The 15311-nt window shown below is 66.5% G+C and carries 14 protein-coding genes; 12 read left to right on the top strand and 2 right to left on the bottom strand.

Going from position 1 to position 15311, the window contains the following annotated elements; all coding sequences use genetic code 11:
- Positions 1-194 precede the first annotated feature (194 nt).
- The 6 genes from ACQR0W_RS13395 to lpxK are packed head-to-tail and all read left to right on the top strand — an operon-like array spanning position 195 to position 5762.
- Positions 195-1583 (top strand): TldD/PmbA family protein, encoded by a 1389-nt coding sequence (locus tag ACQR0W_RS13395; protein ID WP_409998678.1) that lies wholly within the window; start codon positions 195-197, stop codon positions 1581-1583.
- A gap of 1 nt (position 1584) precedes the next feature.
- Entirely contained in the window at positions 1585-2388 is an 804-nt protein-coding gene (locus ACQR0W_RS13390) for a 3'(2'),5'-bisphosphate nucleotidase CysQ (protein WP_315753464.1), read from the top strand.
- A gap of 58 nt (positions 2389-2446) precedes the next feature.
- On the top strand, positions 2447-2686 hold the full coding sequence (locus tag ACQR0W_RS13385; RefSeq protein ID WP_009031572.1) for a DUF4170 domain-containing protein: 240 nt from the start codon (positions 2447-2449) through the stop codon (positions 2684-2686).
- Positions 2687-2703: 17 nt separating this feature from the next.
- On the top strand, positions 2704-3444 hold the full coding sequence (locus ACQR0W_RS13380; RefSeq protein WP_315716682.1) for a lysophospholipid acyltransferase family protein: 741 nt from the start codon (positions 2704-2706) through the stop codon (positions 3442-3444).
- On the top strand, positions 3437-4744 hold the full coding sequence (locus ACQR0W_RS13375; protein ID WP_316168031.1) for a 3-deoxy-D-manno-octulosonic acid transferase: 1308 nt from the start codon (positions 3437-3439) through the stop codon (positions 4742-4744). The genes ACQR0W_RS13380 and ACQR0W_RS13375 overlap by 8 nt, the downstream gene beginning before the upstream one ends.
- Positions 4737-5762: a tetraacyldisaccharide 4'-kinase gene (lpxK, locus tag ACQR0W_RS13370; RefSeq protein WP_315716684.1), complete on the top strand. Its 1026-nt coding sequence runs from the start codon at positions 4737-4739 to the stop codon at positions 5760-5762. Before ACQR0W_RS13375 ends, lpxK begins: the two co-directional genes overlap by 8 nt.
- Here lpxK and ACQR0W_RS13365 read toward each other — a convergent pair.
- Entirely contained in the window at positions 5732-5959 is a 228-nt protein-coding gene (locus tag ACQR0W_RS13365; RefSeq protein ID WP_315716685.1) for a DUF2093 domain-containing protein, read from the bottom strand. The genes lpxK and ACQR0W_RS13365 overlap by 31 nt on opposite strands.
- 201 nt (positions 5960-6160) lie before the next feature.
- On the opposite strand from ACQR0W_RS13365, the gene ACQR0W_RS13360 reads away from it, so the two are divergent.
- Positions 6161-6991: a dienelactone hydrolase family protein gene (locus tag ACQR0W_RS13360; protein WP_315716686.1), complete on the top strand. Its 831-nt coding sequence runs from the start codon at positions 6161-6163 to the stop codon at positions 6989-6991.
- A 7-nt stretch (positions 6992-6998) separates the two neighbouring features.
- On the opposite strand, the gene xseA is transcribed toward ACQR0W_RS13360, so the two are convergent.
- Complete coding sequence (gene xseA, locus ACQR0W_RS13355) at positions 6999-8615, bottom strand: exodeoxyribonuclease VII large subunit (RefSeq protein WP_316171665.1); 1617 nt, start codon at positions 8613-8615, stop codon at positions 6999-7001.
- 194 nt (positions 8616-8809) lie between these two features.
- Between xseA and ACQR0W_RS13350 the strand changes: the two genes are divergently transcribed.
- The 5 genes from ACQR0W_RS13350 (at position 8810) to ACQR0W_RS13330 (ending at position 15308) form a co-directional block, all read left to right on the top strand.
- Positions 8810-9736, top strand: coding sequence for an alpha/beta hydrolase (locus ACQR0W_RS13350; protein ID WP_434840711.1), 927 nt, complete (start codon positions 8810-8812; stop codon positions 9734-9736).
- 13 nt (positions 9737-9749) lie between these two features.
- The gene (locus tag ACQR0W_RS13345) at positions 9750-10298 is read left to right on the top strand and encodes a hypothetical protein (protein ID WP_434840696.1); all 549 of its coding nucleotides are present in this window, start codon (positions 9750-9752) and stop codon (positions 10296-10298) included.
- A 4-nt stretch (positions 10299-10302) separates the two neighbouring features.
- Positions 10303-10617, top strand: coding sequence for a transcriptional regulator (locus tag ACQR0W_RS13340; protein WP_315716689.1), 315 nt, complete (start codon positions 10303-10305; stop codon positions 10615-10617).
- Positions 10618-10686: 69 nt separating this feature from the next.
- The gene (gene purD, locus ACQR0W_RS13335) at positions 10687-11970 is read left to right on the top strand and encodes a phosphoribosylamine--glycine ligase (protein WP_434840695.1); all 1284 of its coding nucleotides are present in this window, start codon (positions 10687-10689) and stop codon (positions 11968-11970) included.
- Between the two features lie 116 nt (positions 11971-12086).
- Entirely contained in the window at positions 12087-15308 is a 3222-nt protein-coding gene (locus ACQR0W_RS13330) for an AAA family ATPase (RefSeq protein WP_434840694.1), read from the top strand.
- The last annotated feature ends 3 nt before the right edge of the window (positions 15309-15311 follow it).

Genomic DNA, 15311 nt, shown 5'->3' with positions numbered 1-15311 from the left:
ATCAGATCTCACGCATGATCCTCTCACCGTCATGATTGACAAGCGCTTGCCCCGCATGATTGACGAGACCTTGCCGATTTGCCGACAATCCGATGTGCCGTCTGCCGTCCTGCTTGAAGTCGGCGTGAACAGGCCACATTTCGTTTGGATTGAGCCGTCTTCGCCGCCCACCTGACATCGATCGGATCGTGTTCGTGACCTCTTCCCCAGCCTCATCGTCGACATCAGCCCAATCAGATCTGCTCGACCAGTCCGCCCTGCGAACGCTCGCCGAGCGGCTGGTGGAAGCCGCGAGGAAGGCCGGCGCCGATGCCGCCGATGCCATCGCGGTGCGCGGCATCTCGCAAGGCGTCGAGGTCCGTGACGGGCGAGTCGAGGAATCCGAGCGCTCGGAAGGCGACGATGTCGGCCTGCGCGTTCTCGTCGGCAAGCGCCAGGCCGTGGTGTCGACCAACGACGTCAGCGGCGACGGTGTGGCGCGGCTGGCCGAGCGGGCCGTGGCGATGGCGCGGGTGGCGCCTGACGACCAATATGTCGGCCTCGCCGATCCGGCGCTGCTGGCGCGCGATATTCCCGAGCTCGACCTGCTCGATCCGCAGATTCCCTCGACCGCAGAGCTGGAGCGCCGTGCCCAGGAGGCGGAGGCCGCCGCGCTCGGCGTGAAGGGCGTGACGAAGTCCGGTGGTGCGTCGGCCTCGACCGGCATCGGCGGCATGGTGCTGGTCACGAGCGACGGTTTTCACGGCGCCTATCTGCGTTCGAGCCAGAGCATCTCGACGACCGCCATTTCCGGCGAAGGCACCGGGATGGAGCGCGACTACGACTACACGGCGGCTCCGCACGGCGCCGACCTGCTGGCGCCCGCGGCCGTCGGGCGCAGCGCTGGCGAACGCGCGGTGGCGCGCGCCAATCCGCGCAAGGTTGCGACGTGCCAGGTGCCGGTGGTGTTCGATCCCCGCGTGTCCGGCTCGCTGGTCGGACATCTGGTCGGCGCCATCAACGGCGCCTCGATCGCGCGCAAGACCAGCTTCCTCAAGGACAAGCTCGGCGCGCAGCTCTTCGCCAAGGGCATCCGCATCATCGATGATCCGCTGCGCAAGCGCGGACTGCGGTCGCAACCGTTCGACGCCGAGGGCGTGAAGGTGAAGCAGACCGCGCTGGTCGACGACGGCGTGCTGACGACGTGGCTGCTGGACTCGGGCACCGCGCGCGAGCTCGGCATGGTGACGACCGGCCACGCCCATCGCGGCGTGTCGTCGTCGCCTTCGCCCGGTCCGTTCAATCTGCATCTCGAAGCCGGCGTCGTGACAGCCAAGGAGCTGATCTCGGACATCAAGCAGGGCTTCTACGTCACCGACCTGATCGGCTCGGGCGTCAACGGCGTCACCGGGGACTACAGCCGCGGCGCGTCCGGCTTCTGGATCGAGAATGGCGAGATCGGCTATGCCGTGAGCGAGGTGACGATCGCCGGGCATCTGTTCGAGATATTCAAGTCGATGACGCCCGCCAGCGATCTGGAATTCCGCTATGGCGTCAATGCGCCGACGGTGCGCATCGAAGGATTGACGCTTGGCGGACGATGAGATCGAGAAACCGAACGAGACCAGCCTCGCGGCAGACGCCAGGCTCCTGAAGGAGGCGGTCCGCGAAGCCGGCGAGCTCGCACGTTCGATGTTCGGAACGGAGCTGCGCAAATGGACCAAGGGGGCGTCGTCGCCCGTCTCCGAAGCCGACATGGCGGTCAATGCACTGCTCGAACGCAGGCTGCGATCCGCAACGCCGGATTACGGCTGGCTGTCCGAGGAAAGCGCGGATGATCGGGAAAGACTCGGCCGGTCACGGGTCTGGATCGTCGATCCGATCGACGGCACGCGGTCCTATCTCGGCGGCCGCAACGATTGGTGCGTGAGCGTTGCGCTGGTCGAGCACGGTGCGCCGATACTCGCCGCCGTGCATGTCCCGGTCAGCGAGGAGTTCTTCTTCGCCGCCCGCGGTAGCGGCACCACGTTGAACGAACAGCCGGTTCGGGTGGCGCCCGGACGAGAGCTCGAATTCTCGCGCGTGGCCGGTCCAAAACCGTTGGTTGAGCGGCTGGCTCCGGATTCTGCGCGGATTGAACTCCATCCGCGAATCGGATCATTGGCGCTGCGCCTTTGCCGTGTCGCGCATGGCGGGCTCGATGCCGCTTTTGCAGGCGGGCAAAGCCGCGATTGGGATCTTGCGGCGGCTCATTTGATCGTGCAGGAAGCGGGGGGTAAAATGACCGCGTTGTCCGGCGAGGCGATCCTCTATAATCGTCCGGAGGTGGTGCACGGGGTGCTGGTGGCAGCGGGCCGCGACCGACATGCCGACATCGTCGCGCAGTATCGCAGGTTACCGCCGGACTGATCGCCCTGGATCGCCCCCTCCACGTCGCCTGCAAGGCGTTGACTAGGAAACGATACCGATGACAGATAGCGCCTCGCAGCAGCTCCTTCACCTCGTGATCGGCGGCGAGCTCATCAATCTCGACAAGAACGAATTCAAGGATCTCGACAAGGTCGATATCGTCGGCGTCTATCCGAACTACGCGGCGGCCCACGCCGCCTGGCGAGCCAAGGCGCAGATGACGGTCGACAACGCCCACATGCGCTATTTCATCGTTCACCTGCACCGGCTGCTCGATCCCGGTCAGGATGCGAAGTAAGACGCAAAGCTCGCGACTTGAAACATCTGATCCGTAATACGCTGCGTAGCGGCTGGTTCCAGCGTGCCGTCGGGTTCCTCGCGGCCGAGTACCTGCGGTTGGTGTGGCTGACCAACCGCTTCACCTATGAGCCGCCGGAGGTCTACGACATCGTCGAGCCGCAGATGCCGGCGATCTTCGCGTTCTGGCACGGCCAGCATCTGCTGACCCCCTTCATCAAGAACAAGCCGAGCTATCGCGCCAAGGTGCTGATCTCCCGGCATCGCGACGGCGAGTTCAACGCGATCGCCGCCGAGCGGCTCGGCATCGGAACCATCCGCGGCTCCGGCGATCATGGCTCCTCCTTCCACCGGAAAGGCGGGGTGGGGGCGTTCAAGGAGATGGTGCGGGCGCTCGAAGACAACTATAATGTTGCATCGACCGCCGATGTGCCGAAGCGGGCGCGGATTGCGGGTCTCGGCATCATCATGCTCGCGCGCGAATCAGGACGTCCGATCATGCCGTTCGCAATGGTCACGAGCCGCTTCATCCGCCTGAAGAACTGGGACAGCACCACCATCAATTTGCCATTCGGCCGCGGCGCATTGGTGGGAATCAAGGAAATCAACGTGCCGCGCGATGCCGACGCCGCGATGATGGAAGAGGCACGTCTCGACCTCGAGGCGACGCTGAACGAATGCATGCGCCGCGCCTATGAGATCGTCGGCCGTCCCGAGGCCTGTCCTCCGCCGGTCGCGTCGGGAGCATCGAGTGCCTAGCCCGCTGCCGATGGCCCTGCGTGTCTACCGCGGGTTGTCCTCGGCGGCGGTGCCGCTTGCGCCGGCACTGATCAGACAGCGGCTCAAGCACGGCAAGGAGGATCCCGAGCGGACCGACGAGCGGCGCGGCCTGAGCCATGACACGCGCCCGCTGGGTCCGCTGGTCTGGATTCACGGTGCCAGCGTCGGCGAGGTGCTGGCGGCGGCGGCGCTGATCGAGCGGCTGCGTGAGCTCAACATCCGCATCCTCATCACGTCCGGCACCGTGACGTCGGCCGCCATCGTGGCCAAGCGCTTCCCGCCCGACGTGATCCACCAATACGTGCCCTATGACACGCCGCGCTTCGTGGAGCGGTTTCTCGATCATTGGCGTCCCTCGCTCGGGCTGTTCATCGAGTCGGACCTCTGGCCGAATCTCATCCTCGCCGGCGCCTCGCGGCGGGTGCCGATGGTGGTGATCAACGGCCGCATGTCGCCGCGCTCGTTCCCGCGCTGGCGCCGCATGTCCGGCACCATCTCCGCCTTGCTCGGACGCTTTGATCTCTTCCTGACGCAGTCGCAGGCGGATGCCGACCGGTTCGCCGCGCTCGGCGCGCGCAACGTCATCACCACCGGCAATCTCAAGCTCGACGTGCCGGCGCCGCCCGCCGATCCGGCGAAGCTCGATCGGCTCACGGCGATGACGCGCGGCCGTCCGGTCGTCGTCGCCGCCTCCACGCATCCCGGCGAGGACGAGATCCTGATTGCGGCCCACAGGGCCTTGTCGGTGTCCTATCCGTCGCTGCTCACCGTGATCGTGCCGCGCCATCCGCATCGTGGCCCGGCGGTCGCCGAGCTCGTCGCAAGTGCCGGCCTGCGGGGCGCCTTGCGGTCGCGGGAGGACCAGCCGCTCGCCGGCACCGACATCTACGTCGCCGACACGATGGGTGAGCTCGGCCTGTTCTACCGGCTGGCGCCGGTCGTGTTCATGGGCGGCTCGCTGGTCGAGCATGGCGGCCAGAATCCGATCGAGGCCGTCAAGCTGGGTGCGGCCATCGTGCACGGGCCGCACGTGTTCAACTTCACCGACGTCTATGAGTCGCTGGACAAAGCCGGGGGAGCCAGGCTCGCCCACGATCAGGAGGCGCTGATCCGCCAACTCCGGCAACTGCTCGCTGATCCCGCAGCCGGCAACAGCCTGGTTGCGGCAGGAACGCGGGTGGTCGATCAGCTCGGTGGCGCGCTGGAGCGGACGCTGTCAGCGCTCGAGCCGTATCTGTTGCAGGTCAGGCTCGAGATGGGGGCCGCCGGCGATGCGTGAGCCGGCCTTCTGGCATCGGCCGGCCTCCTGGCAATCGCGTCTGCTGTCTCCGCTCTCGACACTCTACGGCGCCGTTGCCGCACGTCGGATGGCGCAAGGCGGCGTCGATGCCGGCCTGCCGGTGATCTGCGTCGGTAATTTCCACGTCGGCGGAGCCGGCAAGACGCCGACCGTGCTGGCGCTGACGGATATTCTGCGTGACCTCGGCGAGCGGCCGGTGGTGCTGAGCCGTGGCTATGGCGGCCGGCTGGGCGGTCCCGTCGTCGTCGATCCTGCGGTCCATGAGGCTGCCGATGTCGGCGACGAGCCGCTGATGATGGCCGCGCGGGTGCCGGTCGTCGTGGCGCGCAATCGCGCCGACGGCATCGGTCTCGTCAAGGCGCAAGGCGCCACCGTCATCCTGATGGACGATGGCTTCCAGAATCCGTCGATTACGAAGGATCTCGCGCTGATCGTGATCGACGGCGCGCGCGGCCTCGGCAATGCCGAGGTGTTTCCCGCCGGACCGTTGCGCGCGCCGCTGCCGCCGCAACTGGCGCGCACCGACGCATTGGTCGTGATCGGCAGCGGCGGAGCCAGCGAGGCGGTCGCCTCACATGTGTTGGCGGCCGGCAAGCCGGTGTTTTCAGCCGCGTTGCGGCCAGATCCGCAGATCGTTGCGGCGCTGCGGGGCAGGCCGTTGCTGGCGTTTGCCGGGATCGGCGACCCCGCCCGCTTCTTCCGCACCCTTCGCGGCGCTGGTCTCGACGTCAGGCGCGAGCGTGCCTTTCCGGACCACCACCCGTTCACGGCGGGCGACGTCGTGGCCCTCGCCAACGAAGCCAGGCGTGATGGATTTGCCCTGGTGACCACGGAAAAAGATCTCGTGCGGTTCCGCGGCCACGAGGCCGCGCCCGATGTCATGGCATTCCCGGTCACACTGCAGTTCGACGATCTCGCCGCGTTGCGCGCGCTGGTTGTGCAACGGCTGTCAGCGAAGCGCAAAGATCAGCCGTTGGCCTTCAATGCGCCAGGATAATGCCGCTGCAGCACGGCGCTCGGCAGGGCGTAGGCTTCCTGCAGATCGACACTCCAATACTTCAGCTCGTCCAGCGGAATCCGCACATCGGTGACCGCGCAGCGCACATAGCTTCCCGGTGAGATCACCCGGAAATCGCCATCCAGATACTGCACCTGCGCCTCGCCCTGGCCCGAGGGACCAAACTTGTTGAGCACGTCCGCGATCTCCAATTCCTTGACGTGAAGTCCCCCTACGCGGGCGCCGCGCGCACACGACAGGCCGAATTTCGATGATTTCCTAGCATAGATGGGGGACGCTGTCCCCCCGCGCAAACCCACTGATTTGTGATGCTTCTGCTCGAAACTCCGTGCTAGCTAGATTGCGATATCCGCCGCTTGTCCCGCCCGGCTGGTTTGATGCGCTCCCTCGTCGCCATCGTCGTCTCACTGCTCTGCGCCACGGCGTTTCCAGCCTTGGCAGAGCCGTTGCCAGCGCCCGTCGCGGTCGAGATCCCCTCGGGAAGCTATGTGCTGCACGCCCAGCTCTACCGGCCGAAGGGGGCCGGCCCATTTCCGGTCGTCGTCGCGCTCCACGGCTGCGGCGGGCTTTCCGGCCGCTCGGAGCCGGTGCTGCCGCGCTATCGCGACTGGGCCGAGGAACTCGTCAGGGACGGCAAGGCCGTCCTGCTGCCGGACAGCTACGGCTCGCGCGGGTTGGGCCCGCAATGCCGCGTCAAGGAGCGTCGTATCAGCGGCCGGCGCGAGCGTGTCGCCGACATCGTGATCGCGCAGAAATGGTTGGCCGAGCAAGCCTGGGCGATGCCCGACCGGGTCAGCCTGGTCGGCTGGGCGGCCGGCGCGAGCGCGCTGTTGTGGGCGGTGCGCCCGCAATTGCCCGAGCATGTCTCGCCGGATTTTCGCTCGGCGGTGGCGTTCTATCCGGATTGCCGCGCCTCGTCCGGCCTCGGCTGGAGCACGCGCGTTCCGACATTGGTGCTGATCGGCGGCCTGGACGACGTCTATTCGCCGCCCGCGTGCCGGCAGATGATCGATGGCGCGCGCGGCCGCAGCGCGCTGACCCGCATCGTCATCTATCCCGGCGCCTATCACGATTTCGATCGTGTGAACCTGCCGCTGCATCAGGTCGCGGGATCCGACGCCGGGGCGCCCGAGCGCGGCCATGTCGGCTCGGATCCCGAGGCGCGCGCCGATGCGCAGAAGCTCGTGGCCGATTGGCTGGCGCGCTGAAGGCTACTCAGAACAGGCTGCCTTGGTCGGCGGGATCGGGCGTGCGCTTCGGTGCCGAAGGCTTGGCCTCGCGCGCAGGTTTCGGCGATGACGGCGCTGCCGGCGGAAGCGGGCGGTCCGCGCCCGCCGTGGCCGCGACCTTGCCGTCCGCAAATTCGATCGAGAGCGCGGCGCCCGGACCGATGCTCGCGGCATGGTGCAGCGGGTGGCCGGCCTCGTCACGCACCAGGGCAAATCCACGGGCCAGCACGCTGCGATAGGACAGCGCGGTGAGGAGCTTCTCGTTCTGGCCGACGCGGGCCGACAGGCGCTGAAGCTGGGTCAGCAACGCGCGCCGGGCCCGCTCGGCAAGACGTTCGGTTCGGTCGCGCTCGCGACCGATGGCCTGGCGCTTGGCCTGGGCGTAGGCTTGGCGCGAGGCCTTGAAGCGGGCGTCGAGCGCCTCGAATCGCTCGCGCCGCCGGTGCAACTGGCCGCGCGACGACAGCGACAGCCGCTCGGACGACGCGATGAGACGATGGCGTGATTGCGCGATCTGCGCGTGCAGCACGCGCAGAGTGAGCTTGGCGCTCGCCGCCGCGAATTGGCGAAAGTGTACATGCGTGTTGGTCTTCAGCGCGCGTGGCAGGCCGGCGGCCGCCGAATCCAGCCGCTGCCTGGGAATGGCGAGCAGATCGCTAGGGCCGGGCAGGGCGCGCGCGGCGGCGCGCAGCTCGTTGCGGCGGCTCTCCTGGCTGCGCTGCCAGCAGACGCCGACACGGCGCGCGAGGCTTGCGACCTCCTGCATCAGCTCGCTGCGCACCGGCACCGCCATTTCCGCGGCTGCGGTCGGCGTTGGCGCACGTTTGTCGGCGGCGAAATCGATCAAGGTCACGTCGGTCTCGTGGCCGACCGCCGAGATCAGCGGGATCATGCTCTCGGCCGCGGCGCGGACCACGATCTCCTCGTTGAACGACCACAGGTCCTCCAGCGAGCCGCCGCCGCGCGCGACGATCAGCACGTCGGGCCGCGGGATCGGGCCATCCTGCGGCAAATCGTTGAAGCCACGAATCGCGGCGGCAACCTGCTCGGCCGAGCCTTCGCCCTGCACCTTCACGGGCCAGACCAGCACGCGGCGAGGAAAGCGGTCCTCGAGCCGGTGCAGGATGTCGCGGATGACGGCCCCGGTCGGCGAGGTGACCACGCCGATCACCTCGGGCAGCCATGGCAGCAGTTGCTTGCGTGCGGGATCGAACAGTCCTTCGGCCCCGAGCTTCCGCTTGCGCTCCTCCATCAGCGCCATCAGCGCGCCGATCCCGGCCGGCTCCAACGCCTCGATGACGATCTGGTATTTCGACGAGTTCGGATAGGTGGTGAGCTTGCCGGTGGCGATCACCTCGAGCCCCTCCTGGGGCTTGAAGCGCATGCGGCCATGCACGCCCTTCCAGATCACCGCCTCGATCTTGGCGCTCTCGTCCTTGAGCGCGAAATAGCAGTGCCCCGAGGAATGCGGCCCGCGAAAGCCGGTGATCTCGCCGCGCACCCGGACATGGCCGAACTGGTCCTCGACGGTGCGCTTCAGCGCCGAGGACAGCTCGGTGACGGTGAATTCGGGCGCGTTGGGCAAGGCTTCCGCAGGCGGCATCGCTGTTTGATTCGGTTCGGGGAGCAGCAGCCAAGGTAGGGGCTTTCCGCGTCCGCCGCCAATCAAGCCGTTGCCTTTTCGATAACTCTATAATACAGAGTACTCTGTAAAATGCAGAAAAGCTGGAGGACAGCGTGCGACGCGGCGCGAAGTTCCTGTTTCGGGTCCTAGGATGGGGGCTCTGCCTCCTGGGCATGCTCGCTTTGGCCCTGGCTGCGATGATCGCGACGCCACTGGTGCGCCCGCCCGAGCTCAAGTCGATCTCGGAGACGGCCGGCCAGGTCGACCGCAGCACCATGCCCGGCCTGCAGCGCTTCAGTGCCCGCGATGGCACCGAGCTCGCCTATCGCCACTACCCGGCGCGCGGAACGGCTGTCGGCAAGGTCGCCATCGTGGTCCACGGCTCCTCCGGCTCCAGCGTCGCCGTGCATGCCCTTGCCGATGCGTTGGCGGCGCGCGGCATCGATACCTTCGCGCCCGACATTCGCGGCCATGGCGGCTCCGGCACCCGCGGCGACATCGGCCATCTCGGACAGCTCGAAGACGATCTCGCCGACCTCGTCGCCGAGGTCAGGAGGTCGATTCCGGCCCAGCCGATCGTGTTGCTCGGCCATTCGGCTGGCGGCGGCTTCGCGCTGCGCGCGGCGAGCGCCCCGATCCAGGATCTGTTCACGCGCACCGTGCTGCTCGCGCCCTATCTGGGTTACGACGCGCCGACCAACCGGGAGAATTCGGGCGGCTGGGCCGGTCCCGACATTCCGCGCATCCTGGCGCTCGGCGTGCTCAGGCGCATCGGCATGCCGTGTTGCGAGGCACTGCCTGTGCTGGCCTTTGCTGTCAGGCCGAACTCGGAGAAATTCCTGGCGCCGACCTACAGCTACCGGCTGTTCCGCAATTTCGCGACCCGTGGCTACAAGGCCGATTTCACTGCGGCGAAGCACCCGGTGACCGTCATCGCCGGCGCCGATGACGAGCTGATGCGCGCCGACAAATATGCAGATGCGGTGCACGCCGTCGTGCCGGGCGTTGACGTGAAGCTGATCGCTGGCGTCAATCACATGGAGATCGTGTCGGCGCCGCAGGCGGTGAGCGCGATCGCCGAGGACGTGGCGACGCACTAGAGGTCCAAACCGCATGATCGACAGCCTGGAAGCCGCGCGGGCGCTCAGCGACATCGAGGATGTGACGAAGCGCGTGCGGCAGTCGCAGATCTATCGGCTGTCGAGCCTGCTGATGATCCTCTGGGGCGTTCTCGTCTTCGCCGGCAATCTCGTGACCTATCTCGCGCCCAACTACGCCGACAAGGCCTGGCTATCGGTCTATGTCCTCGGTCTGGCCGGGTCGCTGGTGTTGGGCGCGACGGAGAAGGCGCGTTCCGGCGTACGCAGCTTCGATCTCCGGGCGCTGCTCGCCTTCGTCATGTTCTTTGCGTTCGGCTTCTTCGTCGAGGCGATCGGCCATTTCGGCCCGCGCGAGATGGGCGCATTCTGGCCGGTCTATTTCATGCTGTTCTACGGCCTCGCCGGCTTGTGGTTCGGCGCGGCGTTCACGGTGTTCGGTCTCTGCGTGACCGCGTTGACCCTGGTCGGCTATCTCTTCATCGGCGCGGCTTTCCCGCTGTGGATGGCGTTCGTCAATGGCGGCGGCCTGGTTCTCGGCGGCTTGTGGATGCGACGGAGCTGACGGTTTGGCGGAGCTCGACGAGATCATCCACCAGCCGCTGCGGCTGAAGATCATGGCGGCGCTGAATGCCCTGCCTGCCGTGGCCGGGCTGGAATTCGTCCGGCTGAAGAAGCTGACCGGCGCCACCGACGGCAATCTCGGCGCGCATATCGACACGCTGGCGCGCGCCGGCTACGTCGCCGTGGACAAGGCCTTCGTCGGCAAGAAGCCGCAGACCACGGTCACGGCGACCGCGGCCGGCCGTGCGGCCTTCGCCCGCTATGTCGCGAATTTGCAGGGCATCATTGCCGGCGCTGCCGCGAAGCCGCCGGAGCCATGATTTGACTCCGTTGCGAGGGCCGGGCAATTGGGGCGTCCAAATTGGCCCACCCCTGCGACGGCATCGACGATGAACATTCTGCTCCTTGGTTCCGGCGGCCGCGAGCACGCGCTCGCCTGGAAGATTGCCGGCTCGCCGCTGCTCACCAAGCTGTGGTGCGCTCCCGGCAATGCCGGGATCGCCAAGGAGGCCGAATGTGTCGCGCTCGACGTCGCCGATCATGCGGCGGTGATCGCCTTCTGCCGGGCGAACAAGGTGGATCTGGTGGTGGTCGGCCCCGAGACGCCGCTCGCCGCCGGCATCGTCGATGATCTCGAGGCTGCCGGCATCAAGGCGTTCGGCCCATCCAGGCTCGCCGCCAAGCTCGAGGGCTCCAAGGGATACACCAAGGATCTCTGCGCCGAATACGACATCCCGACCGGCGCCTACTGCCGCTTCGACAACGCCCCCGAGGCGCTCGCTTATGTCCGCGAGCATGGCGCTCCGATCGTCGTCAAGGCAGACGGGCTCGCGGCCGGCAAGGGTGTCGTCGTGGCCAAGACGGTTGCCGAGGCCGAGGACGCCATCAAGATGATGTTCGAGGGCGGCTTTGGCGTCGCTGGCGCCGAGGTCGTCATCGAGGAGTTTCTCGAAGGGCGGGAGGTGTCGTTCTTCGCGCTGTGCGACGGTGAGACCGCGATACCGCTGGCCTCCGCCCAGGACCACAAGCGGGTGTTCGATCACGACCAGGGACCGAACACCGGCGGCATGGGAGCGTATTCGCCGACGCCGTTCGTGACGCAGGAGATTCATGACAAGATCATGAATCAGATCATTCAGCCGACCATTGCCGGGATGAGCGCCCGGGGCACACCCTTCAGGGGCATTCTCTATGCCGGCCTGATGCTGACGGCTCAGGGGCCGAAGCTGTTCGAATACAACGTGCGCTTCGGCGATCCGGAATGTCAGGTGCTGATGCTGCGGATGATGTCGGATCTCGTGCCCGCCATGCTGGCCGCCTGCGATGGGCAGTTGAAGAATTTCGACCTGCGCTGGTTTCCCGACGCCGCCGTCACCGTGGTCATGGCCGCGAAGGGCTATCCCGGCGATTACGCGAAGGGCGGTGTGATCGAGGGACTCGACGATGCCGCGAGGATCGAGGGCGTGGAGATCTTCCACGCCGGCACGGTGGCGAAAGACGGCGCCATTCTCGCCAATGGTGGGCGCGTCCTCAACGTCTGCGCGTCGGGAAAGAGCGTCGCCGAGGCTCAGGCGCGGGCCTATCAGGCCGTCGACCGCATCAAATGGGCTGACGGCTTCTGCCGGCGCGACATTGCCTGGCAGGCGGTGGCGCAGGAAGGCGGTCGGGGCTGAGCATCGTGATCGCCGCAGTCGGCCCCGCAAGGCTATTTTTCCCGCGAGAATTGTGGCAGTTCCATAGACTCATGCCGTGATGGGATGAATCAGTTCCGCCGTGGAACGGAGGGGCCATGGAATGCGCGCGGTGCGGCAGGCAGAATCAGCCCGGGAGAGCCTCGTGCGACCGGTGCGGCGAGCCGCTCAGCCTCAGATGTGAGGCGTGCAACCAGACCAACAGCCCGTCGAATCGCTTCTGCGGCCAATGCGGCGCGCCGTTGCCGGGCCGGCTGGCTCAGCCGGATCAGAACGCCCAGCGGGTGCTACGGACCCTGAGCAGCAAGGGCGGTGAGCGCAAGCGACTCACCATCCTGTTTGCCGACATTCGCGACTCGACCCAGCTCATCGATAGTCTCGGCGATCCCGAACTCGCGATGCAACGGCTCGATCCGGTCCTCAACCTCATGAAAGAGGCCGTCCACCGCTATGACGGCGTCGTCAACAAGACACAGGGCGACGGCGTCATGGCCCTGTTCGGCGCGCCGGTGCCGCACGAGGATCACGCCGTGCGTGGCTGCCTCGGTGCGCTCGCGATGCAGGACTCGATCGCCCGCCTGGCGGATCCGCATCTGCAGGTCCGCGTCGGACTGCACACCGGCGAGGTGATCGTCCAGGTCGTCGAGAACAGCATGTACCAGACCTACGATGCGGCCGGCGCCAACGTGCATCTGGCCAATCGTCTGGAGCACATGGCCGAGCCAGGGACCATCCTCATCAGCAAGGAGACCTACACCGGCGCCAGGCAGTTCGTGGAAGCCGAGCCGCTCGGCACCCACACGCTGCGCGGCATTGCCTCGCCGGTGTCGATCTACAAGCTGATCGGCCGCCTGAATGCGCCGGCGAGCGACGTCTTCCGCAGCGGGCAGCGGCTGTTGCCGTTAATCGGTCGCAACGCTCAGCTTGCGGTGCTCGAACGCGAGCTCGACGACGTCCTGGCGGCCAGAGGCGCCGTCGTCGGCATCGTCGGCGAGGCCGGCATCGGCAAGAGCCGGCTGTGCTTCGAGTTCGCCGAGCACTGCCGCCGCCAGGGCATTCGCGTCTACGAGGCGCGCGTGCTGGCACATGGCCGCGCCACCCCGTTCCAGCCGGTGCTCGAATTGTTGCGTGACTTCTTCGGCATCCGGGCGAAGGAGCCGGTCGAGGTGTCGCGACAACGCGTGGTCGACAGGCTCGAGGCCCTCGGCATTCCCGATACGGCGCTGGTGCTGCTGCTGGACTTCATGAGCCTTGCCGATCCGTCTCGTCCTGCGCTTCGGCTCGATCCGGGCGTGTTCAAGACGCGCCTCCTCAACGTGTTCAAGACCTTGTTCCGCTCGGCGCCGGCGGATGGCGCCGTGGTGATCATGATCGAGGACCTGCATTGGCTCGACGAGGCCAGCGAGGAGTTCGTCGAGGCGCTCGCGGAGGCCTCGATTGGCACCAAGACGCTGCTGGTTGTGAACTACAGGCCTGGTTTTGCCGCATCCTTCATGCAGCGGGCTCCGTTTCACGAGCTGCACATCGTGCCGCTCGCATCCGCCGAGGCGCGCGAACTGCTGCGCGGCGTCTTCGGCGCCGACGCATCGCTCGAGGCGCTGGTCGGCGACATCATCGAGCGCGCGCAGGGCAATCCCTTCTTCCTCGAGGAGCTGGCGAGCGCGGTTTCCGAGAGCGGCGGGTTCGAGGGTGAGCGCGGCGCCTATCGGCTGAAGGGCGGGATCGGCCCGATTCCGCTGCCGCCGACGGTGCATGCCGTGGTAGCGGCCCGCATCGACCGTCTGAGCGAGACTGCCAAGAGCGTCCTGGAAACAGCGGCTGTGATCGGCCGCTCGGTCGCGCTCGCCGTGCTCAAGCCGGTCGTCGGGCTCAGCGAGGCAGACCTGTTCGACGCGCTCGCACAACTGAGGCATGCCGATCTTCTCTATGATCTGCCGCCGTTCGACATGGGCGTGCTCGCCTTCCGCCATCCGCTGATCCAGGAGGTGGCCTATGCCATGCAGCTGCGCTCGCGCCTGAGCAGTGTGCACGTGGCCGTGGCCAAGGCGATCGAGGCGCTGGATTGGGGCACGCAGGACGAGTTCGCCGCCCTGATCGCCTCGCATTACGAATTCGCCGGCCAGACCATGCAGGCCGTCGAGCATCTGCAGCGCGCGGCGCGCTGGATCGGCCGCACCAACACGGCGGAGGCGCTGCGGCTGTGGAAGAAGATCCGCTCCCTGCTGCAGGCGCTGCCGCCATCCGAGCGCGTCGACCGCCTGCGAGCGCTGGCCAGCGGCCAGATCCTGAACTTCGGCTGGCGCGAAGGCATCTCGGCCGAAGAAGTCAAGCCTTTTGCTGAGGAAGCGTTGAGATTTGCCCGCTCCTCCGACAAGGCGCATGAGCCGTTGTTGATCGGCGCTTATGGACGCGTGCTCGCTTCGACGGGAGCGGCCGATGACTACGTCGACCTGGCGCAGAACGCCATCAAGCTGACCTCGGGCGAGGGCGATGTCGGCCGCTACGCGACCGTCAACGCCATGCTGGCGCAGGCATACACACATTCGGGACGGATGAACGAGGCGCTCTCGGCGGCCAATACGGCTATCGCTGCGATGGCAAGCCAAGCCGGCTTCGACAGTCACGTCACGCTTGGTTTGAACCCGAACCAGATTCTCGGCTTCGACGTCAGCTATTGGGTGAGATGCATCAGGGCGCGCGCAATGGCTCATCTCGGCCAAATCGAGGATGCTCGCAGCGAGCTTCTCGAACTGGTGCAGCAGCCTTCATCCGAGGTCGCACCGGTGCTTCAGTTCGTTCCGCACTTCAACCTGGTGGAGCTAGCATGGATCGTCGGAGACCAGGGTCTTGCGCGCGAGCACGCAAGGCGAGTTTCCGATCTCGCTGAAACATCCGGCATTCCCTACATCCGCGTGCTCGCCTTGCTCTGTGCAAGCCTCGAACAGGCTTTGACTGGTCGATTCGCCGATGCGACGAATGAGATGGTTGGAGCGATCGAAGCCGCACGGGCCGCAAGAACCGGGCTTGAGCTTGAGGCGCGCATGGCTGCCATAAATGCCGATCTGCTTTACCGGAGTGAGGACTTCGATGCCGCTATCGAGGCCAGCAAACAGGCGATCCTTGTAGCCAAACGAAAGACGGATCGAGTCGCGGAGTGTTATGCGACGATCATCCTGGGCCTTGCTCTTGCCGGAGCCGGCAGGAACGAGCAGGCTGCGGGACTTCTCGAGCAGATACGACATTTGATGAATGTCTCCGGTGCGTTCTGTCTGCGTTCATTAGTTCAGAAATTGCAATTGCATCTTGAAGCAATGCAATGATGC

Source organism: Bradyrhizobium sp. HKCCYLRH1034, from assembly GCF_051168375.1.
Classification (GTDB): Bacteria; Pseudomonadota; Alphaproteobacteria; order Rhizobiales; family Xanthobacteraceae; genus Bradyrhizobium.
The sequence above is the reverse complement of the archived record's forward strand: the minus strand, read 5'-3'. Positions and strand labels throughout refer to the sequence as shown.

Bases quoted from the DNA above. Each gene is read 5' to 3' on its own strand.
- ACQR0W_RS13385 (WP_009031572.1), top strand. From the start codon at position 2,447: ATGACAGATAGCGCCTCGCAGCAGCTCCTTCACCTCGTGATCGGCGGC.
- lpxK (WP_315716684.1), top strand. From the start codon at position 4,737: ATGCGTGAGCCGGCCTTCTGGCATCGGCCGGCCTCCTGGCAATCGCGT.
- ACQR0W_RS13360 (WP_315716686.1), top strand. From the start codon at position 6,161: ATGCGCTCCCTCGTCGCCATCGTCGTCTCACTGCTCTGCGCCACGGCG.
- xseA (WP_316171665.1), bottom strand. From the start codon at position 8,615: ATGCCGCCTGCGGAAGCCTTGCCCAACGCGCCCGAATTCACCGTCACC.
- ACQR0W_RS13350 (WP_434840711.1), top strand. From the start codon at position 8,810: ATGCTCGCTTTGGCCCTGGCTGCGATGATCGCGACGCCACTGGTGCGC.
- ACQR0W_RS13345 (WP_434840696.1), top strand. From the start codon at position 9,750: ATGATCGACAGCCTGGAAGCCGCGCGGGCGCTCAGCGACATCGAGGAT.
- purD (WP_434840695.1), top strand. From the start codon at position 10,687: ATGAACATTCTGCTCCTTGGTTCCGGCGGCCGCGAGCACGCGCTCGCC.
- ACQR0W_RS13330 (WP_434840694.1), top strand. From the start codon at position 12,087: ATGGAATGCGCGCGGTGCGGCAGGCAGAATCAGCCCGGGAGAGCCTCG.